The sequence below is a fragment of the Saccharopolyspora sp. NFXS83 genome (assembly GCF_026241095.1).
In the GTDB taxonomy this organism is placed as follows: Bacteria; Actinomycetota; Actinomycetes; order Mycobacteriales; family Pseudonocardiaceae; genus Saccharopolyspora_C.
This window is the reverse complement of sequence record NZ_JAPFGB010000013.1, coordinates 157,490-175,949: the sequence shown is the minus strand read 5'-3', so window position 1 is coordinate 175,949 and position 18,460 is coordinate 157,490. Positions and strand designations below refer to the sequence as shown.

Annotated in this window: 17 protein-coding genes and 1 other RNA gene; 5 read left to right on the top strand and 13 right to left on the bottom strand. The window is 72.3% G+C overall.

The genetic code is table 11. The features are described 5' to 3' along the window. Positions 1-2: 2 nt before the first annotated feature. From OOZ19_RS16460 to OOZ19_RS16425, 8 genes are all read right to left on the bottom strand, one after another. Positions 3-188 carry a hypothetical protein gene (locus OOZ19_RS16460; protein ID WP_266090987.1) on the bottom strand — a complete coding sequence of 62 codons (186 nt, stop codon included), beginning with the start codon at positions 186-188 and terminating at the stop codon, positions 3-5. Between the two features lie 81 nt (positions 189-269). Further along, the gene (locus OOZ19_RS16455) at positions 270-728 is read right to left on the bottom strand and encodes a hypothetical protein (RefSeq protein WP_266090986.1); all 459 of its coding nucleotides are present in this window, start codon (positions 726-728) and stop codon (positions 270-272) included. A gap of 224 nt (positions 729-952) precedes the next feature. Continuing rightward, positions 953-2,062 (bottom strand): C40 family peptidase, encoded by a 1,110-nt coding sequence (locus tag OOZ19_RS16450; protein WP_266090985.1) that lies wholly within the window; start codon positions 2,060-2,062, stop codon positions 953-955. Position 2,063: 1 nt separating this feature from the next. Further along, positions 2,064-2,645, bottom strand: coding sequence for a hypothetical protein (locus OOZ19_RS16445; RefSeq protein WP_266090984.1), 582 nt, complete (start codon positions 2,643-2,645; stop codon positions 2,064-2,066). 197 nt (positions 2,646-2,842) lie between these two features. Continuing rightward, positions 2,843-4,819, bottom strand: coding sequence for a hypothetical protein (locus OOZ19_RS16440; RefSeq protein WP_266090983.1), 1,977 nt, complete (start codon positions 4,817-4,819; stop codon positions 2,843-2,845). Next, positions 4,816-7,719 carry an ATP-binding protein gene (locus OOZ19_RS16435; RefSeq protein ID WP_266090982.1) on the bottom strand — a complete coding sequence of 968 codons (2,904 nt, stop codon included), beginning with the start codon at positions 7,717-7,719 and terminating at the stop codon, positions 4,816-4,818. Before OOZ19_RS16435 ends, OOZ19_RS16440 begins: the two co-directional genes overlap by 4 nt. After that, a complete protein-coding gene (locus OOZ19_RS16430) occupies positions 7,694-8,284 on the bottom strand; it encodes a hypothetical protein (protein WP_266090981.1) in 591 nt (196 codons plus the stop codon). Before OOZ19_RS16430 ends, OOZ19_RS16435 begins: the two co-directional genes overlap by 26 nt. A gap of 6 nt (positions 8,285-8,290) precedes the next feature. After that, positions 8,291-8,599, bottom strand: a complete 309-nt coding sequence (locus tag OOZ19_RS16425; protein WP_266090980.1) for a hypothetical protein — start codon at positions 8,597-8,599, stop codon at positions 8,291-8,293. A gap of 567 nt (positions 8,600-9,166) precedes the next feature. Here OOZ19_RS16425 and rnpB point away from each other — a divergent pair. Then, positions 9,167-9,564, top strand: an RNA gene (rnpB, locus tag OOZ19_RS16420) — RNase P RNA component class A. A gap of 742 nt (positions 9,565-10,306) precedes the next feature. After that, positions 10,307-10,846 carry an NAD(P)H-dependent oxidoreductase gene (locus OOZ19_RS16415; protein ID WP_266090979.1) on the top strand — a complete coding sequence of 180 codons (540 nt, stop codon included), beginning with the start codon at positions 10,307-10,309 and terminating at the stop codon, positions 10,844-10,846. A 9-nt stretch (positions 10,847-10,855) separates the two neighbouring features. Here the strand turns inward: OOZ19_RS16415 and OOZ19_RS16410 are convergent, their stop codons facing one another. From OOZ19_RS16410 to cobC, 5 genes are all read right to left on the bottom strand, one after another. Then, positions 10,856-11,683 (bottom strand): polysaccharide lyase, encoded by an 828-nt coding sequence (locus OOZ19_RS16410; protein ID WP_266090978.1) that lies wholly within the window; start codon positions 11,681-11,683, stop codon positions 10,856-10,858. A 221-nt stretch (positions 11,684-11,904) separates the two neighbouring features. After that, the gene (locus tag OOZ19_RS16405; protein WP_266090977.1) at positions 11,905-13,020 is read right to left on the bottom strand and encodes a bifunctional RNase H/acid phosphatase; all 1,116 of its coding nucleotides are present in this window, start codon (positions 13,018-13,020) and stop codon (positions 11,905-11,907) included. Beyond that, on the bottom strand, positions 13,020-13,748 hold the full coding sequence (locus OOZ19_RS16400; protein WP_266090976.1) for a zinc ribbon domain-containing protein: 729 nt from the start codon (positions 13,746-13,748) through the stop codon (positions 13,020-13,022). Before OOZ19_RS16400 ends, OOZ19_RS16405 begins: the two co-directional genes overlap by 1 nt. Beyond that, entirely contained in the window at positions 13,745-14,593 is an 849-nt protein-coding gene (locus OOZ19_RS16395; RefSeq protein ID WP_266090975.1) for a Nif3-like dinuclear metal center hexameric protein, read from the bottom strand. The genes OOZ19_RS16400 and OOZ19_RS16395 overlap by 4 nt, the downstream gene beginning before the upstream one ends. A 31-nt stretch (positions 14,594-14,624) precedes the next feature. Continuing rightward, positions 14,625-15,659 (bottom strand): Rv2231c family histidinol phosphate aminotransferase CobC, encoded by a 1,035-nt coding sequence (gene cobC / locus OOZ19_RS16390; protein WP_266090974.1) that lies wholly within the window; start codon positions 15,657-15,659, stop codon positions 14,625-14,627. 147 nt (positions 15,660-15,806) lie between these two features. On the opposite strand from cobC, the gene OOZ19_RS16385 reads away from it, so the two are divergent. The 3 genes from OOZ19_RS16385 to OOZ19_RS16375 all read left to right on the top strand — a co-directional run bounded on the left by OOZ19_RS16385 (position 15,807) and on the right by OOZ19_RS16375 (position 18,155). After that, on the top strand, positions 15,807-16,265 hold the full coding sequence (locus tag OOZ19_RS16385; RefSeq protein ID WP_266090973.1) for a low molecular weight protein-tyrosine-phosphatase: 459 nt from the start codon (positions 15,807-15,809) through the stop codon (positions 16,263-16,265). An 87-nt stretch (positions 16,266-16,352) separates the two neighbouring features. Beyond that, positions 16,353-17,219 (top strand): fructosamine kinase family protein, encoded by an 867-nt coding sequence (locus OOZ19_RS16380; RefSeq protein ID WP_266090972.1) that lies wholly within the window; start codon positions 16,353-16,355, stop codon positions 17,217-17,219. Positions 17,220-17,324: 105 nt separating this feature from the next. After that, positions 17,325-18,155: an SURF1 family cytochrome oxidase biogenesis protein gene (locus OOZ19_RS16375; protein ID WP_266090971.1), complete on the top strand. Its 831-nt coding sequence runs from the start codon at positions 17,325-17,327 to the stop codon at positions 18,153-18,155. Positions 18,156-18,460 lie beyond the last annotated feature (305 nt).

The following is an 18,460-nucleotide window of genomic DNA, read 5'->3' as shown; positions in this document are numbered from 1 at the left end:
GCTCAGTCCTCCTCGGCCCAGCGCCGATCGGCCTCGTCGGCCGCGTCGGTGCGCTCCTTGGCGAGTTCCAGAGCGTGCTCGGCCGTGGCGCGATCAGGGTAGGGCCCCAGCCGGTCGGCGGCGCGGCATCCCGCAGCGGGCTCGACCTGCTGGTGCTTCAAGCAGAAGTACCAACCTTCGCGGGCCATGCTCCGAGCCTCGCACGGGAGACCGCCTCATGTCACGCCGCCGGACGGTTCACACCGGTGATCACCCGCGGCGACCGCCGCTCACCACGCGGGCGGCGGCGGTGCTCCCGGCGCGGGCGGGCGGCCGTCCGGCTGCCTGCGGGGAATGGGGTCCAGGCAGGACACGAGGACCTGCTGGCTCTCCGGGTTCTCGATGCGGCGGCCGTCGCGCATCCGGTACTCCAGCTCACCGTTGTCGCCGACCTCCACGGTGCAGCCCACCTCGGCGAGCTGGTCGTCGTCGAGGTCCACCAACCGCTCGTACCGGGACGGCACCACCCGGTACACCGGCCACTGCAGGTGTCCGAAGGCCTGGTGGAACTCGGCGAGCAAGTGGCGCATGTGCTGCTGCCACGGCAGCGGCATCGACTCCGCCAGCGAACGGGGCAGCACCGCGTACCCGGAGTCGACCCCGTGCCCGGCGCGGGACAGATAGTCACCCAGGGGCGTGCTCGACGCCGGAGGTGCGGAACGCCTCGGAATGGGGTCTGGGGTGAACATGCTTCCTCCCGGTGTAGGGCGCCGCGGGATCCGCACCGCCACGGCGGTGCTCGTCCTGCGCACGCGGCGGAACGGGCCGCGGACCCGCTGCGCCGCCAGGTCGGGCCATCGGACGGCCCCGCCCAAGATTGCCACAGCGAACCGCCTCGATCAGCGGTCCGAACCTTCCGCGCTGCCCGTGTCGCACCGCGCCGGACGGTGCTGATCCGGTTGCCCGGTACCGGCTACACCGGCTGTCGCACCGGGTGACCGGCCGGCTGCGACCCGGCCGGGCCGGGCGCGGGCAGCACGCCGACGGGTTCCCCGGTGCTCGGCGGAACCGGCTGGATCGAGGGCTGCTGCGGAGCGACCTGCGGCGGCGCCGGGGCGTCACCGCCGGGCCGGACCACCGTCGGCAGCAGCTCACCGCCGTCCCACATCTCGGTGCGCTCCACCGATTCACCGGGCTGCGGCGCGTGCAGGATCTGGTTGTCGCCCAAGTACAGCGCGACGTGGTGGATCGCCCCAGGTTCCCGGCCCGCGCCCCAGAACACGAGGTCGCCGGGCTGGGCCTGCGCCAGCGGGATGTGCGCCCCGCCGTCGGTGTACTGGGACCGCGAGTACTTCGGGATGTGCACTCCGGACTCCTTCCAGGCCATCTGGGTGAGCCCGGAGCAGTCGAACGAACTCGGTCCGGCCGCGCCCCACACGTAGGGCTTGCCGATCTGCTGGTCGGCGAAGGAGATCGCCTTGGTGGCGAGCACGCCCGCCGAGGGCAGGTCCTCGCAGCCGCTGAACCCGGAGACCTGGCCTTCGACGCTGACCAGGTGCGCGGCCATCGGCTCCCACTCGTGGTAGCGCAGCGGGTAGGCGGAGCGCTCCACGCGCTGCGCGGCGGTGCCCGGCTGCAGCCCTTCCCAGTCGGGGACTTCCAGCAGCACGTCGTAGAACTTGTTGATCTGGTACTGCACGTCGGTGACCTGCGCGACGCTGCCCCAGCCCATGGAGGGCCGCATCTGGAAGATGCCCAGCGAGTCGCGGTCGCCGTGGGTCAGGTTCGCCAGGTTCGACTCGGTCTTGCCCGCCTGGATCGCGACCTGCCACGCGCGCGGCGGCAGGTTGCGCTCCTTGCCGATCTTGATGATCTCCTTGGCGATGGCCACGGACTCCTGGTCGAGGCTGCTCGCGTCGCTCTCGCCGCGGCCCCTCCCGTCGCCCGACGGGCCCAGGCCCGCGCTGCACCCCGACCAGCTCTGCGCGCCCTGCATGCCGGAGAGCACGATCACGAACGCGCCCAGTCCGACCAGTCCGGCGAAGCCGGACAACACCACGACCGCCACCAAGAGTTTTCGCATGTCAGCTCACCTTGTTGTAGCCGGAGACGCGCCATCCCTGCGGGGTTCTCATCAGATCTACTTCGATGTCGCCGGCATCGGTCGACAACCGGGCGCTCATCGCGTTGGTGGTGGAACGCAACGGCTGCGGCGGTCCGGTGATCGCCGTCGACGGCACGTTCGCGGGGTCCACCGAGGCCATCTCGGTGATGAACTCGTCGGTGGTGTACGGGCGCAGGCCCTCGACCCACTGCGCCGAGGCGGTGCCCGGCGGGTGCGTCGCCCACTTCTTGCCCCAGGCCTCGACGACCTTCAGCCCGGCGGGGTCGGCGGGCGCGGGCGGCGGCGGGGTGTCGGGCACCGAGAACGTCGGAGGCGCGGGCGTGCGAGTCGGCGACGCGGGGGCCGCCTCGTACTGCTCGGTTCCCTGCGACTGGTCGCGGTAGTTCCGCGCAGGCAGGGGCTCGGGCAGCATGAGCCCGATGATCGTCGCGGCTGCCGCGAGCACGATCACCGCGGTCACCAAGTGCTTCGGCGACCGCAGCGGCCAGCCCCACAGCCTCCGGTAGACCGCGGCGCGCCCCCGATGCGTCCGGATCGGCATGGCCCGTTCTCCTTCACCCCGCCGGCCGGGTTCGCACCCGTCCGGCCCGCTCTCGCCGTTGCGTGGTCCTTGCGGAATGGTCTTCGACCGGCGTCTCGCCGGCGGCGGAGCCGCTGAGCAGCGACCGGCTCGAGCAACCGGTACCCGGCCCGCTGCGCAAGCCATCCCGCACGGACGTCTCAGTCCACTGCGGCCGGTCAGTCCTCATCGGCCACCTCCAGTCCGCGCGACGGCCGGTACACGACGTACACCGGCTTGCCCGCGACTACTTCCATGTCGGCGCGGCGCGGCGCGGTCGCTTCGGCCGGGGCGGGCATCGGCGCGTGGTCCGACAGGGACGGCACCAGCACCGGCTCCTCCTCCCGCCGATCCCACTGGGTGTCGGAGACCGGAGCCGTGTCCACCACGCGGCTGGCCCTGCCCTCCGGCAACGCCGCGGCCGGACCGCCCGGTCGCCGCTCCCCCGCGGGGCCGGACGCGGGCAGCGCGGGCGAACCCATGCCGCCGCCGGTGGGTGCGCCGCTGCCGGGCAACGCCGCCCACGGCCCCCCTTGCCGGTCGAGCCGCTGCGCCGTGGCCGACATCGCCTGGTGATCGGCCTCCGGGCGGGTCTGCCACCGGCCGCGCTGACCAGCGGGGTCCGGCGGCGGGGCGTCCGGATCGGACTCACGCACCTGCTCCCAGAAGTCACCGCTCGGGTCGTCGGCGGGCCTGCTCCCGCGGAACCGGCCGAACACGCCGCGCGAAGCCTGCGCCACGCCACCGGTGCCGCCGACCGAGAGCTGCACCATCTGGCCCATCCGGCGCACCGGCTTGCCGATCATGATGAACACGACCGTCACCAGCCCCGCCAGCAGGATCTGGAGGAGCACGTCGAACGGCGTCGGTCCGTTGAAGATCCACATCAGCACCCAGGTGTGCAGCCCGGCCATCGCGGCGATCACCAGCACGTTCAGCATCGCCGCACCGGCGATCCGCCCGACCGCGCGCAGGATCTGGTGGTTCAGCAACGCCACCAAGCCGATCAGCGGCCCCGCGAGGATCAGCACCCGCAGCAACACCTGCGCCAGCAGGATCGCGGCCTTCGCCATCAGCTGGAACGAGGCGAACGCGAGGCCCTGCACCAGCGACAGCATCGCGGCCCCGACCCGGCTGCCGTCCTTGCCCTGGAAGTAGCCGTAGGCGCTGGTGCTCTGCAACTGGCTCGCGACGTCGGTGAACGCGTCGGTCTTCGGCGTCGCCGGGCCCTTGTCGGCGTTCGCCTCGACCTCCTGCTTCGTCCACGCCTGGGCGCGCAGCAGCTGCGGGCCGAACCGCTCGGCCTCCGGCGCGTCCGGCGCCCCGAACTCACCGCGCAGCCAGTTGTTGTAGACCACCTGCTTGTGCAGCTCCGTCGGCAACGAGTTGGTCGCGTCGCCCACACCGACCTGTTGCAGGAACCCGGACTGCACCACGGAAGTCCCGGTGATCACGACCTCGTCCAAGGCGTGCGTGTAGATCATCGGAGTGAGGTAGGTGGCGGAGGCGAACCACAACCCGGCCAACGCCCACATGGTGCGCTTGCCGATCGTGGCCAGATCGCCCTGCCAGATGTAGCGGAACAGCAGCACCGCCAGGACGAGCGCCGCGACCCCGAACCACGGGGTGAACACGCTGTCGTAGAGCGCCACGGTGCCGGTGGCGATCAGGTCGTCCAGCGGCCCCATGAGGTTGCCGTTGATCAGCGCGTAGTGCAGCCCGTTCGTGGCGCCGACGAGGTTCTTGGACACGTTGAACAGCTCGTTGCCCAGCCACGTGTCGACCAGCGCGTTCGGGTTCATCATGCCCTGCGGCCCGCAGCCCAGGTCGTAGTTGTGCCAGACGTGGCCGGCGTAGCCGAACTCGTCGTAGGGGCTGCCCGGCACACCCGTGCCCAAGGGCGCGCGGTCGATCGCGCCGACCATGCCGGACTGCGGGCGCTCCGGGCTCGGCGGTTCCTTGCAGTCCAAGCCCTGCGCCGAGACCGGTGCCCCGATCAGCGCCTGGATCGCGACCAGCGCACCGACCAGCAGCACCGCCGGACGACGGCCCCTGCGGCGCGCGGTGCTCATCCGCCGGGTCGCCGCCCGCTTCGCGGCCCAGATCACCGCCACGATCACCGCCGCCATGATCGTGGATGCGAGCAGCACGCTCACCGCACTTCGTCTCCGCCTTGACCGGGCCGCTGCTGCGAGCGGTCGGTTCCGTTGCCGCGTTCCTCGCCCGGCCCGATGCCGACGGTTTCGAGTTCGAACTCGTCGAAGCCGTCGATGTCGTCCGAGTAGTCGTCCTCCGGCACCGGCGGCGGCGACGGCCGCGGCGGGGTGTCGGAGTTCGCCGCGCCACCGGATCCGGGCAGCGCGCGCTGGTCCAGATCGGCTTCGCGGCTGCCGGGAGTGGTGTCCAGCGCGTCGCGCAGGTGCTCCAAGTGCGGGCCGCCGAAGTCGATGCGGATGCGTTCCACACCGCCGGCGCCGTCGCCGAAGATGAACTGCCGCGGCGCCCGGTCCCGCTCGGTGCTGTTGCGCGCCGGTCCGGGCCTGCGCCCCAGCGCGGAGACGACCTGCTCATAGCCCGCGCCGACCGGAACCTTCAGCAACCGCAACGCGTCCGCCTGGGCCTGCTCGTCGTCGAGCCTGCCGACGAACACCGAGTCCAGCAGCGACACGAAGCCCTGGATGCGCAGGAAGTCCGCCGGGATCTGGCTCGACAGCAGCACCCGCACGTTCCACTTCCGCGAGTCGCGGGCGAACCGGTTCATCAGCACCCGGCCCGTCGGGACCTCGGACAGGAAGAACGCCTCGTCGATCCAGACGCCCTTGCGCTCGTCCTTCGGCCGCTCGTAGACGGAGCGCTGGGTCAGCCACGCCGCCAGGTTCAGCATCTCCACGCCGAGGGCTTCCGCGTCGGTCCAGTGCTCGCGCCCGACGCCGTCCTTCGGCAGCGCCAGCCCCGCCATCGTGAGCACCGTCAGCCGGTCCTCGCGGGTCTCCGAGTACGGGTCGGCGTCGGCCTCCGGGATGAGCAGCGACATGCGCTCGCGGATCTCGTCGAGGAAGTCGGCGACCACCACCGCGTGCTCGTGGTGCTCGGAAGCGTCCCGGCGCAGCGCTTCGAAGACCATGCCCGGATGCGCGTCCGGCCGGCCGCCCACGGCCCGCACCGCGCGCAGCAGCACGATCCGGGTCTGCGGCAGCCGCGCGACCTCGTAGGGCAGCAGGCCGGTGAGCACGTCCAGCACCAGCCGCCGCCGGGTCGCGGCCGACAGCGCGCGTTCCCGGCGCCAGCTGCGCTCCGGGTCGTCCTCGTCGACGAAGTGCTCCAGCTGCGGCTCCGCCACCACCCGGTACGGGTTGAGGATGCCGGGCTGGGCGTTGAGCAGGTTGATCGGCCGCGCGTACGGCCGCAGCTCGGGGAGCTTGCACAGCTCCGCCAGCGGCCCCGACGGGTCCAGCAGCGTCCAGTGCGCGCCGGCCCGCAAGGTCTTGTAGACGGTGCCGCCGCCGAGGAAGGACTTGCCACCGCCCAGACCGGCGACCATCGCCGTCAGGCCCGAGGCGTCGCGGACCTCCTGCGCCATCCACGGGTCCCAGGCCACCGGGCGCCGGGTCGCGGTGCACGTCTCGCCGAGCAGGATGCCGCGCCGGTCGCCCACCTCCGCGGTGGCCTGCGGAACCGAGGCCGCGGCCCACAGCACCGAACCCCGCCGCATGTACGCGCCGGAGGCCAGCTGCTCACCGGGGATGAACTCGCGGGCCATCGCGTACTGCGCCTCGGGGTGCTCGATGGCGACCTTCGGCTTGTACAGGTCCAGGATCTGCTGCGCGAGGCGCAGCGCGTCGCGCTCGGTCGGCCCGGACACCGCCAGCCGCCACCACGAGCGGACGCGGGTGGCCAGCGCGGTGAACCCGGTGGTCATCTCGTCGTCGATCTCCAGCACCCGGCCCGCTTGGCGGGCCAGCGAGGTCGGCGGCTCCAGGCCGTGCTCCTCGGTGTAGTGCCGGACCTGCGAGCGCACCTTGTTCATCTGGCGCTGCAACTCGCCGCCGACGTCCTCGGGGCGGCGCACGTAGATCCGCGCGGACCACTCGACGGGAGCGGGCAGCCGGTCGGAGTGCTGGATCCACGGGTCGTCGATCTCCGGGATCTGCAGGCCGTGGGTCTGGCCGACGGTCAGCACGGCGACGTGCCGGGTGATGCCCGCGTTGGAGCCGGTGCGCCCGCGGACCGTGGCGGTCGGCGAGTACGGCTCCTGGTACATGTCGGCGGCGTCGGTGAACGACGCCAGGTCCTCGGGTTCCCACTCCGCGCCCGGCACGGCGGGCAGGTTGCGCGGCGCGGGCAGGCCCAGCGAGCAGGACCGGTGCATCAGCCAGGAGATCTCCTCGGCCGTCACCGGACGCCCGTCCAGCCCGGCGGAGCCGATCACCTGGTCCAGGTGCTCGATCTCGCTGTCCAGCGCGACGAGCTCGGCGTCCACGGCCTCCGGGAACACCCGGCGCAGCAGCGGCGCGGCGCGTTCCACGGCGCGGTCCACCACGTTGCGGGTCTGCACCTGGACGCCGAGGTAGACCTCCTTCTCCGCCATGGAGCGGCCCATCAGCTGCTGCTGCTCGCCGACCATGTAGTCGTCGAAGCTCAGCGCGCCGGGGGCGTCGGGCAGCGCGCCGCGCGCGTTGTGCACGTGCGCCTCCGCCCACATCCGGATCGGGTACGGGCGGCTGGTGACCCGCAGGTGCATCCAGCGGCCCTGGAGCTCCGCGTACTGCCCGGCGATGGCGGCGATCAGGTCCTGGCGCTGCGAATCGGAGCGGAAGGACCAGCGCTGCGGCGACAGCCGGTACCAGGCGAACACGTCCTGGCCGGTGCGCAGCAGGTGACCGTCGATCGACCTGGCGGCGATGGAAGGCGTGTAGCTCGGCAACGACTGTTCGTCAGGAAGCCTGCGGTCCTGCCGTTTCGCCTTGCCCCGCGCCTTGCCCCTGCCTTGCGGGGCACGCTGGGGCGCGCCGGGGCCCTGGGGCTGGCGCTCACCGCCTCGACGGCGACCGAACACCGCGAACCTCCTTGCTACGCGCACGCCCGCCCGCGGACTTGGTGCGTCCCGCGGACTTCCTGGTGCGGCGGACTTGCCTGGTCGAACCGCCGGTGGGCTGGCCTCCGTAGGGGGGCCGGCCGGTTCGCCGGGCCTGCGGGGCCTGCCCGCCCCGGCTTCGCCGAGTGGGCTGCTTTGCTTGTCTGGGCTGCTTCTGCTTCGGCCGGGGTCGCTGGGTGCGCACCTTGATCCGGGCCGCGCCCGCCGCCCCGCCGCGTCCGGCGGAACGTTCACGAGGTGCGGTCAGTTCACGCAACCACATCACCATCACGGCTCCCAGCGGCCGTTCGTGGGTGATCCGGGAACACACGATCCGCGTAACGAGGATCGTGATGACGACCGCCCAACCGGTGGAGAACAGGCCGAAGCCGATGTTCATCCGACGTTCGATGGCGAGCACCGCCAGGAACACGATGGTGCCCACGCCCCAGGCGACGTAGCGCGCCCGCCACGGGAACGTCGCCTTGGGCGGGCCGAGCCACACGGCGTCGACCCGGTAGACCTCGTCATCGGTGCGGATCCGCACTGGCGATCACCCGCTGGTGCTGAACAGGCCGGCGATGAACGTGCCGATGTCCACGCCCGCGCCGGTGACCGCGAACCCGATCAGGGCCAGCGCCACGAAGACGCCCATCACGCGGCGCATCACGCCCGCGTTGTCGCCCTTGCCGCCACCGAGCCACAGCAGCAGCAGCGCCACCGCCAGCAGCAGCAGCGGCAGCAGGTTGTTGAGGATCCAGCCGCGGATGCCTTCCGTCCCGAGACCTGTCTGCTGCGCCAACGGGTCGAGCGCGGCCAGCACGTGCACGTGCGCCAACGTTTCCAGCGGCATGGCGGTCATCTTGTTACCCCTGAGTGCGTGAAGGGTCGTCGGGCAGGTACGTCGGCCGACAGGATCTTCCCGACGCGACGATACGAGTAGAACATGACATGGTCACCAGCAGTAGTGGTTGATCCAGCACCACCGGAGACGTCGGCAGGCCGGCTCACTCGCCGAATAGGCCGTTCGGGCTTGACTCGGATGGAGCAATGAACGCGGAGGAGCGAGGGGCGGACATGCGCTGGATCGGGAACCCCTGATCGTTCACTCTGATGCGAGCCCCTTCCTCACGCACAGTGCATGAATCGGCCGGTCAGTGGAATTCGGCACACCTCTCGACGGCGCACCGAAACCCGTTCAACGGACGTCGACCGGCGATCGTGTCACCGCGTCATCGACCGCCACCCGGACGTGATCTTGACTGCATCCAGCGTAGCGGCTCCACCGGTCACCGCCGCGTCCAGGTCGCTCCACGGGCAGTGACCAGCGACCGACTTCGTCACCGTCTGAAATGCCCGGATCCTCAGCGGCGACGAGACAGGCGGCACCGAGCGCGGAGCCGCGGTCGCTAGACTGGGGACTGGTGGATGAGTCGGCCGGGCGGCCGCGTCGCGGGCACCGTCCGCGTCGAGGAAAGTCCGGACTCCACAGGGCAGGGTGGTTGCTAACGGCAACCCGGGGAGACCCGCGGGACAGTGCCACAGAGAACAGACCGCCCGGACGGTTCGCCGACCGGGTAAGGGTGAAACGGTGGTGTAAGAGACCACCAGCGCCCCGGGCGACCGGGGCGGCTAGGTAAACCCCGCCCGGAGCAAGGCCAAGAGGACGCCGATCAGCGTCTGCGCAGGTGTTCGAGGGCTGCCCGCCCGAGCCTGCGGGTAGGCCGCTGGAGCCTGCCGGCGACGGCAGGCCGAGATGGATGGTCGCCGATCGGGACGTCGCGAGACGCCCGGGAACAGGATCCGGCTTACAGGCCGACTCCTCCACCTTTCCCCGCCTCGTGGTGGGGGCTTCGCAGTCTCCCCGGCTTGCCGTGTGGGCGGCTTTGAGGCCTTCCCCGGTTTGGGTGTGTGGTTGCTGTGGTGCGGTGGAAGGTCTTCTTTAGTGATTGCTTCCACGGCTCGTGTTGCTTTGGTGGTTGGGTGGCGGGTTCTCAGCGGCTTCCTCGCTGCGGGATCTTTTTCCCGAGTGGCTCCGCCACGAGGGAAAAAGCTGTCCTCGCGAGGAAGCCGCTGAGAACCCGCCGGTGAGCGGCTTTTCAACGTGGGCTAAAGCGCTTCGCGCTTTACAGGCACGGCCTTCGGCCGCAAGGCAGGCTTCGCTTCGCTCGCCCACTGCACGGCTTCGCCGCAAAGGCACGGCCTTCGGCCGCAAGGCAAGCATCGCTTCGCTCGCCCACTGCACGGCTTCGCCGCCAGGCACGGGCCTTCGGCCGCCAGGCACGGCTTCGCTTCGCTTGCCCTTCGCGGGCTTCGCCGCCTACTGCACGGCTTCGCCGCGAGGATTTGGTTTCGGCGGGCGGGGCTTCGGGACGGATCTCGCCGGGTGGGAGTGGATTGACCGGTTTTCCGGGGCTTGGTGTACTGCGCCGGTGACCACCGCACCGCTGACCCGCTGCCGCTACGTGGACTACGCGCGCGTCAACGGTGCCTGCTGTTCGTCCTGCTGAACGCGCCCGTCACGCTCATTCGCGGCCGATTTCGGGCCGATCGCAGGAAGAACGCGCTCATGTCCACCGTCATCACGGTCTCCAGCAGCCCGCATTCCCTGTCCCGCCTGGAAGAACTGCACCGCGCCACCGGCGACGCGCTGCGCGCCGACGGGTTCCGGGTGCGCGGGCTGCCGCTGAACCTGCTGCCCGAGTCCGCGCTGCTGACCGGCCGAGCCGACGCCCCGTCGCTGCGCTGGGCGCGCAGGCTGCTGGACGGCGCCGACGGGATCGTGCTGATCACGCCGTCCTACGAGGTCTCCGGGAGCAGGCTGCTGCGGGCCTGGCTGGACCTGATGCCCTCGCCCGCGCGGCGCCCGGTGCACGCGGTGTGCCTCGGGTCGACGCAGGCCCAGTCGAGCACCGCGGACTACGCGGTGCGTCGCCTGCTCACCGACCACGGCGCCCACCGGGTGGCACCCACCAGCTTCCTGTTCGACAAGTGGCTCACCTCCACCGCCGAGGGCTGGGACTGGGACTCGCGCGCCGCCCGGCGGCTGGCCGACGGGCTGGCCGCGTTCAGCCGAGAGCTGAACCCGGGCCTGCCCGCCGCCGCCTGAGCCGCGCGGCTACTCCGGCGCGCCCACCTGGAAGTCCCGGAACTGCGCGCGCACGTCGTGGTCCGGGCCCCATTCGGTGGCGTGGCCGCCGAAGAAGGTGGAGAAGAAGATCCCGGCGAACGGCACGTCACCGATCTGCTCGATGCCCACGACGTCGAGCACCTCCTGATCGTCGTAGCGCACCACGATCCGCCCGGTGTCGCGGTCCACGGACTGCTCCACCGCGTGCCACTGGTCGTCGGCCTGCCACTGCCACGCGCCGCGGCCCACGTCCTCGCCGTAACCGTCGCCCAGCGACGGGTCGTAGACGTACACCTCGCCGTCGCCCGCTCGGGCATCGTGGCCCTCGTCGTTGCGCCACATGAACCGCGTCGACCACGCCTGCCCGTGGTTGCCGCCACCGGCCTCGCCCGGCGGGCCGCCGTAGAGGCCGGGCAGCTTGCCGCCCTTGCCGAAGTCGTAGTCGGCCGGGAACCGCACCTGGTAGCTCAGCTTCAGCTCGCGGGCCTGGGACAGGTCCTCGCGCCCGAGGTCGTCGAAGTCGGTGTAGAACTGGCCGCCGCCCTCGCTCGGGCAGTCCTCGCACGACGGCGCGGACGAGCCCTGGCCGTAGAACACCTCCAGCGAGCCGTCCTGGCCGGACATCCGGTCGAAGCCGAACCGCCCGTCGTCGAGCACGCCCCACCGCTGCTCCCAGGACCCGCCGGGGAAGTCCCCGAAATCACCGGTCCACGGTTGCGGCGCCGCCCCGGCCGTGGCGGGCAACGCCACCACCCCGGCCAGCACGAGCCCGAGAATCCCACTGCTGCGCCGCGATCGGCGCGTCCGTGCACTCATCCGCGATCACCTCGCGATGAGCAGATACCCGCCACCCGCCCCGGTCAACGCTCCGGCGCAAACCGGCCAGCCGGGCGACCCGTCCTCAGAGCCGGTCTTCGATCTCCCGTTGTGCGCTCGGTGTCGTCACCTCGACAGCGGCGAAGCCGCTGAGCAGCGACCACCCTCGCGATCGGCACCGCTGAGGTTCCACCACGCACGACAAGATCAAAAACAGGTGGTCAAGCGAGGTGGGAGATGTCGTTGACCAGGCGGACGGAGGCGTTGCCGTCCGGGTAGAACTCGACGATCGACAGCGACGCCAGGTCCAGGTGCAGGCGGTAGTACAGCGACGGCCCCACGTCGAGGCCGAGCCGCAGCAGCGCCTTGATCGGCGTGACGTGGCTGACGACGATCACCGTGCGCCCCTCGTGCCGCGCCAAGATCTCGTCGCGAACGGCAGCGACCCGGTGGAACACGGCCTCCAGGCTCTCGCCGCCGGGCGGTTCGACGGTGGAGTCGCCGAGCCAGGACCCGTGCAGCTCGGGGTACTTCTCCGCCGCCTCCAGGAAGGTCAGGCCCTCCCAAGAGCCGAAATCCGTCTCCAGCAGGCCGTCGTGGAACGTGAGCTCGCTGCCGGCGGCGGCGGCGACGGCCTCAGCGGTCTGCCGGGTGCGCCCCAGCGGGGAGGCGAGCACCGGAGCCGCTCCGTCGGCGGTGACGACGCCATCCATCTCGGCGAGCCGCGCCGCCGCCGCCCGAGCCTGGCGCTCGCCCAGGTCGGTCAGCGGCACGTCGCCGCGACCCGAGTAGCGGCGGTCCACCGACATCGCGGTCTGCCCGTGCCGCACCAGCAGCAACTTCGTCGGCGCACCGAGGGCACCGTTCCAGCCGGTGGGGCGCACCCGGTCCGAGGTCGTCGCGGGCGCGGCGTCGGCCTGCCCGGTGCGCTCGGCGTCGTCGCGGGTGTCCATCGCCTCGTTCGCCAACCGGTCCGCGTGCGCGTTGCTCGCCCGCGGGATCCACTCGAAGGTCACCCCCGAGAAACCGGCGACGAGCTCCTTCGCCTGCTCCGCGAGGGATCGCAGCGCCTCGTGCTTGATCTTCCACCGGCCGGAGAGCTGCTCGACGACGAGCTTGGAATCCATCCGGGCGTCGACCTCGGTGGCGCCGAGCTCCGCCGCCGCGCGCAACCCGCACAGCAGGCCCTCGTACTCAGCGACGTTGTTCGTCGCGACACCGAGCCAGCGCGAGCGCTCCGCGAGCACCGCGCCGTCCGCGCCGCGCACCACCGCGCCGCACCCGGCGGGTCCCGGATTGCCGCGGGAACCGCCATCGGCTTCGACGACGACGCGCATCAGGAATCCTTGGTGCGAACCAGGATCGCGCCGCACTCCTCGCAGCGGACCACGTCGTCGGCGGCGGTGTCCCGCAGCTCGGCGAGCTTCGAGCGGTCCAGCTCGATGCGGCAGGCACCGCAGCGGTTGCCCTGCAGCGGCCCCACCCCGACGCCCTTGGAGGCGCGGATCCGGTCGTAGAGGGCCAGCAGCGGCTCCGGCAGCGCGTTGGCCGCCGACTGGCGCTCCACCGTGCGCTTGGCCTCGGCGGTGTCCAGGTCGGCCATCGCCTCGTCCCGGCTGTGCTGCACGTCGGCGAGCCGCTGCTCCGCCTCGGCGACACCGGCGCGGGCGCGTTCGACGTCGGACTCCAGCGCCTCCCGCTGCTCCATGACCTCCAGCAGCTCGTCCTCCAGGTTGCCCTGGCGGCGGGCGAGGGTCTGCAGCTCGTGCTGCAGGTCCTCCAGCTGCTTGGCGGAACCGCCGGACTCCATCAGCTTGCGGTCGCGGTCCTCGCGCTTGCGGACCTGGTCGACCTCGCCTTCGAGCCGCTTCGCGTCCCGGTCGATGTCACCGAACGAGGTCTGCGCGGCCACCAGCGAATCCCGCTGTGCCTGCAGCTCACGCTCGCGGTGGCCGATCTCCTCCAGTTCGGGCAGCGTGCGGCGGCGGTGGTTGACGCGGTTGAGCTCGGCGTCCACCTCCGCCAGATCGAGCAACCGGCGCTGCACGGCGGGGTCGGCTTTCACGCGGGAGTCCTCCCAGAGTCGGGGGCCGTACCGGCGGCGTGAGCGGTCCACGGGTCGGTGCGGCAGGTGGAGACGAGAACCTCGACAGTATCCGGTAGCGCCGCGCCGACGACGTCGGCAGCCTGCTGGCACCACGGCCACTCGCTCGCCCAGTGCGCCACGTCCACCAGCGCGGGCACCTGAGCGCCGCGGGCGAGGTGCTCACTCGCCGGGTGATGCCGCAGGTCGGCGGTCACGTAGGCGTCGACGCCGGCGGCCTGCGCGGTGCTCAGCTGGGAGTCGCCCGCGCCGCCGCACACCGCGACGGTCCTGATCTCCCGGTCGAGATCACCCGCGCCGCGCACGCCCCAGGCGGTGGTCGGCAGGTTCTCCGCGACCCGCTGCACGAACCGGCCGAACGGTTCCGGCTCCGGCAGCGAACCGATGCGGCCCAGCCCGGTGGCCGAGCCCGGCGAGTGCGGGGCGAGCGGCCCGGTGACGGTGAGGCCGATCGCCTCGGCCAACGCGTCGGACACGCCGACCGCGGCGGTGTCGGCGTTGGTGTGCGTGCAGTACAGGCCGATGCCGGAGCGGATCAGCCGGTGGATCAGCCGCCCCTTCGGATCATCGGCGGGCACCCCGTGCACGCCGCGCAGCAGCAGCGGGTGGTGCGAGACCAGCAGCTGGGCGCCGAACCCCACCGCTTCGTCCACAGTGGCCTCGACGGGATCCACGCAGAACAGCACCCGCTGCACGACGGCCCGCGGATCCCCGCAGACGAGCCCGACCGCGTCCCAGCTCTCGGCCAGCTCCGGCGGGTAGGCCGCCTCCAGCGACTCCACGACGTCCTGAATCCGCACGGTCATCCGAATCGCACCCCTTGGTTCGGTCTTCGCACTATCCGAGAAGCTCGCGCAACGCCCGGACCAGAGTCGCGTTGCGTGCCGCGTCCCGCACCGCCACCCGCAGGTGGTCCGGCCCGAGACCGGGGAAGGTGTCGCCGCGCCGGACCGCGATGCCGCGCTCCCGCAAGGCGTGGCGCACCTTCGCACCATTGTGGACGCCGAGCAGCAGGAAGGACGCGCGGGCGGGCCCTGCCACGGAGATCCCAGGTATTGCGGCCAGTTCCGCAGCGAACCGGTCCCGCTCCGCGGAGATCTCCACGGCGGCGCGTTCGGCCTCCGCGACGGCTTGCGGCGCGCAGCAGGCGGTGATCGCTGCCAGCGCGAGGGTGCCCAGCGGCCAGTGCGGGCGGGGCGCGCTCAACCGGCTCAGCAGGCCGGGTTCGCCGAGCGCGTACCCGGCGCGCAGCCCCGGCAACGCCCAGGTCTTGGTGAGGCTGCGCACCACGAGCACACCCGGAATCCGTTGCGCCGCCAGCGATTCCGGTTCGCCCGGCACGGTGTCGGCGAACGCCTCGTCCACCACGACCACCCGGCCCGGCCGGGCCAGGGAGCGGATCGCCTCGGCCGGGTGCAGCACCGAACTCGGGTTCGTCGGGTTGCCCAGCACCACGAGGTCCGCGTCGTCCGGGACGAGCGCGGGATCCAGCCGGTGGTCGTCGAGCAGCACGCGGGTCACCGGCACGTCCGCGGCGCGCAGCGCGAACTCCGGTTCGGTGAACGACGGGTGCACCACCGCGGCCAGCTCCGGGCGCAGCGCGGGCAGCAGCGAGAAGCACTCCGCGGCGCCCGCCAGCAGCAGCACGTCCGCCGGGTCCCGGCCGTGCCGCTCGGCGACGGCGGCGCGGGCGGCGAGGTCGTCCGCGGCGGAGGGGTAGCGGCCCAGGTCGTCCAGCGCGGCGGCGAGGTGATCGCGCAACCACCGCGGCGGTCGCTCCAGCCGGACGTTCACGGCGAAGTCGAGCAGGCCCGGCGCGGCATCCACGTCGCCGTGGTGGCGCAACAGCTCGTGCTCGTTTCCGCTCGTCATCCCGGGCAGTCTAACCACCGGAAGACGATCTTCGGCGGGCCCGGAGCGCCCCCGCCGGAACGCACCCCCGCAGCCCGTACCGTCGACACCCGACCGCAGCCCCGGAGACCTGGCGCCGGCCCCGAGCAAGCGAAGGAACACCGCACCATGCACGTTTCGTTCATCTGCACTGGGAACATCTGCCGCTCGCCGATGGCGGCGGTGGTGTTCCGGGAGCACGTCCGCCGCGCGGGGCTCGAGGACCAGGTGGAGGTCAGCAGCGCGGGCACCGGTCCGTGGCACATCGGCGAAGGCGCCGACCCCCGGACGCTGAAGGTGCTCGCCGATCACGGCTACCCCACCGAGCACGTGGCCGCGCAGCTCGGCGACGAGCACCTGGACGCCGACCTGCTGCTGGCGATGGACGCCGGGCACCTGCGGGTGGTGCGCGACGCCCTCGGCGAACCGGAGCGGGTCCGGCTGCTGCGCTCCTTCGACCCGGACGCCGCCGACGGCGCCGAGGTGCCCGACCCGTACTTCGGCGGGGACCGCGGCTTCGAGGACGTGCTGGCGATGATCGAGGCCGCGGTGCCGGGACTGCTGGAGTGGACCCGCGAACGGCTCTGACCTGCCACGGCGACGCCGCGCAGCGGCCGATCGGCGTCGCATCGGAGACACTCGGCCGCGAACCGCTCGGCGATCGGAGGGCGTGCGATGGGCGAGATCGACGATGTGGTGCTGCGGTGCACCGGCTCGGTGGCGGTGCGGGTCCGGGAGCTCGGCGGCGGGGACGCGGGAACGTCCCGATCGGTGCTGCTGGCGGACGGCAGGCAGGTGTTCGTGAAGACGAACCCGCCCGACATGCCCGGTGCCGTCGCCGCCGAGGCCGCCTCGCTGCGGTGGCTCGCGGAGCCCGGCGCGCTGCCGGTGCCCGACGTGCTCGGCGACGGCGACCGGCACCTCGTGACCGAACACCTCGCCCCCGGTTCGCCCACCCCGGCGGCGGCCGAGGAGTTCGGGCGCGGCCTGGCCCGGTTGCACGCCGCGGGGGCGCCCGCGCACGGGAGCCCACCACCGGACGGGCCCGCCGACGCGTGGATCGGACTGGCTCCGATGCGCAACGAGCCCACCCCGGACTGGCCGTCCTTCTACGCGGAGCACCGGGTGCGGCCCTACCTGCGCCGCGCGGTGGACACCGGGCTGCTCGGCGCCGAGGACTCCGCGCTCGTCGAACGGGTCTGCGACCGGTTGCCCGCGCTGACCGGCTCCGACGAACCCGCCGCCCGGCTGCACGGCGACCTGTGGACCGGCAACGTGCACTGGAGCGGCGGGGCCGCGTGGCTGATCGACCCAGCCGGGCACGGCGGGCACCGGGAGACGGACCTGGCGATGCTCGCGCTGTTCGGCTGCCCCCACCTGGACCGGGTGCTGGCCGCCTACGAGGAGGTGCGCCCGCTCGCCGACGGTTGGCGGGGCCGCGTCGGTGTGCACCAGCTGTTCCCGCTGCTGGTGCACACCGTGCTGTTCGGCGGCGGCTACGCCCGCCAAGCCGTCGCCGCCGCCCGCACCGCACCCGTCTGACCCCGGTCGTCGCTCGCCTTCGGACGACACGTCCCGGCGTGTGCGGGGCCGCAGTGCGCCGGGGGCGGGCGGGACCGCTGCCGCGGGGCCGCCTACCGTGGAGGCGTGCGCCTGAAGTTCCTGCTTCGACCGGGGTGGATCGGACTGATCCTGCTGGTCGTGCTGTTCGCCACGATGTGCTTCACGCTGCTCGCTCCGTGGCAGTTCGGCCGCGACGACGAGACGCAGGCCCGCAACGACGCCATCACGCGGTCCTTCACGGCGACCCCGAAACCCCTCGGCGAGGTGCTGCCCGCGAACCGGGCGCCCGACGCGTCCACCGAGTGGACCAAGGTCGCCGTCACCGGCGAGTACCTGCCGGAGCACGAGACGCTGGCCTGGCTTCGCTCCGTGCAGGGCGAGCCGGCGATCGAGGTGCTCACCCCCTTCCGCGCCACCACCGGCGAGACGCTGCTGGTCGACCGGGGCTTCGTGCGGCCGGTGGGCACCGACGCACCCGAGTTCGCCGCCGCGCCCACCGGTCAGGTCACGATCACCGCGCGGGTGCGGATGGACGAGAAGGACCAGGAGAAGCGCCCCGTGTTCGAGCGACAGGGGCACAGCTGGACGTACTCGGTGGATTCGCGGGTCGTCACCGACGGCACCGGCGTCCCGCTGCGGCCCGGCTACTTCGCGCTGGTCGACGGGCAGCCGGGCGGCCTCGCCGCGCTGCCGCTGCCGCAGCTGTCCGCCGGCCCGTACTTCTCGTACGCGCTGCAGTGGATCGCGTTCGGTGTGATGGCGATCGCGGCGATCGGATACCTGATCTACGCGGAGCTGCGGCCTCCGGAGCAGACCTCGGGCACGGTGCAGAAACCGCGGAAGATGTCCGTCGCGGAGGCCGTCGCCGAAGACGAGCGCCGAGAGCGCGAGGAAGCGTCCTCCCGCCGCGAGTGAGCCGTCCCTCCCGGCGCCCGCGCAGTGGGTCGGGGCAGGGGAACTTGAGGCGCCGTCCGCCCGGCGGCGAAGCCGATGAGCGGTGACACCGCCCCACCGGTCGAGGTCCCGCTACCGGGCACCGAAGCCGACCGAGTCGAATGCGCGCACCTCAGCGGTGCTTGCCGCCGGGAGGTCGGCGGTACGCGAACGTGATCACGCCGACGACGGCGATGATGGCGAGCGGCAGCAGCAGCCCCGGCAGCGCGGTGGCAAGATCGAGCATGTGACCTCCTCCGGTCCCCTCCACCACTACCTGAGCGGGC

Excerpts from the sequence above, each read along its gene's own strand:
- OOZ19_RS16460 (WP_266090987.1), bottom strand. The coding sequence starts at position 188 with ATGGCCCGCGAAGGTTGGTACTTCTGCTTGAAGCACCAGCAGGTCGAG.
- OOZ19_RS16455 (WP_266090986.1), bottom strand. The coding sequence starts at position 728 with ATGTTCACCCCAGACCCCATTCCGAGGCGTTCCGCACCTCCGGCGTCG.
- OOZ19_RS16450 (WP_266090985.1), bottom strand. The coding sequence starts at position 2,062 with ATGCGAAAACTCTTGGTGGCGGTCGTGGTGTTGTCCGGCTTCGCCGGA.
- OOZ19_RS16445 (WP_266090984.1), bottom strand. The coding sequence starts at position 2,645 with ATGCCGATCCGGACGCATCGGGGGCGCGCCGCGGTCTACCGGAGGCTG.
- OOZ19_RS16425 (WP_266090980.1), bottom strand. The coding sequence starts at position 8,599 with ATGACCGCCATGCCGCTGGAAACGTTGGCGCACGTGCACGTGCTGGCC.
- OOZ19_RS16415 (WP_266090979.1), top strand. The coding sequence starts at position 10,307 with ATGTCCACCGTCATCACGGTCTCCAGCAGCCCGCATTCCCTGTCCCGC.
- OOZ19_RS16410 (WP_266090978.1), bottom strand. The coding sequence starts at position 11,683 with ATGAGTGCACGGACGCGCCGATCGCGGCGCAGCAGTGGGATTCTCGGG.
- OOZ19_RS16405 (WP_266090977.1), bottom strand. The coding sequence starts at position 13,020 with ATGCGCGTCGTCGTCGAAGCCGATGGCGGTTCCCGCGGCAATCCGGGA.
- OOZ19_RS16395 (WP_266090975.1), bottom strand. The coding sequence starts at position 14,593 with ATGACCGTGCGGATTCAGGACGTCGTGGAGTCGCTGGAGGCGGCCTAC.
- cobC (WP_266090974.1), bottom strand. The coding sequence starts at position 15,659 with ATGACGAGCGGAAACGAGCACGAGCTGTTGCGCCACCACGGCGACGTG.
- OOZ19_RS16385 (WP_266090973.1), top strand. The coding sequence starts at position 15,807 with ATGCACGTTTCGTTCATCTGCACTGGGAACATCTGCCGCTCGCCGATG.
- OOZ19_RS16380 (WP_266090972.1), top strand. The coding sequence starts at position 16,353 with ATGGGCGAGATCGACGATGTGGTGCTGCGGTGCACCGGCTCGGTGGCG.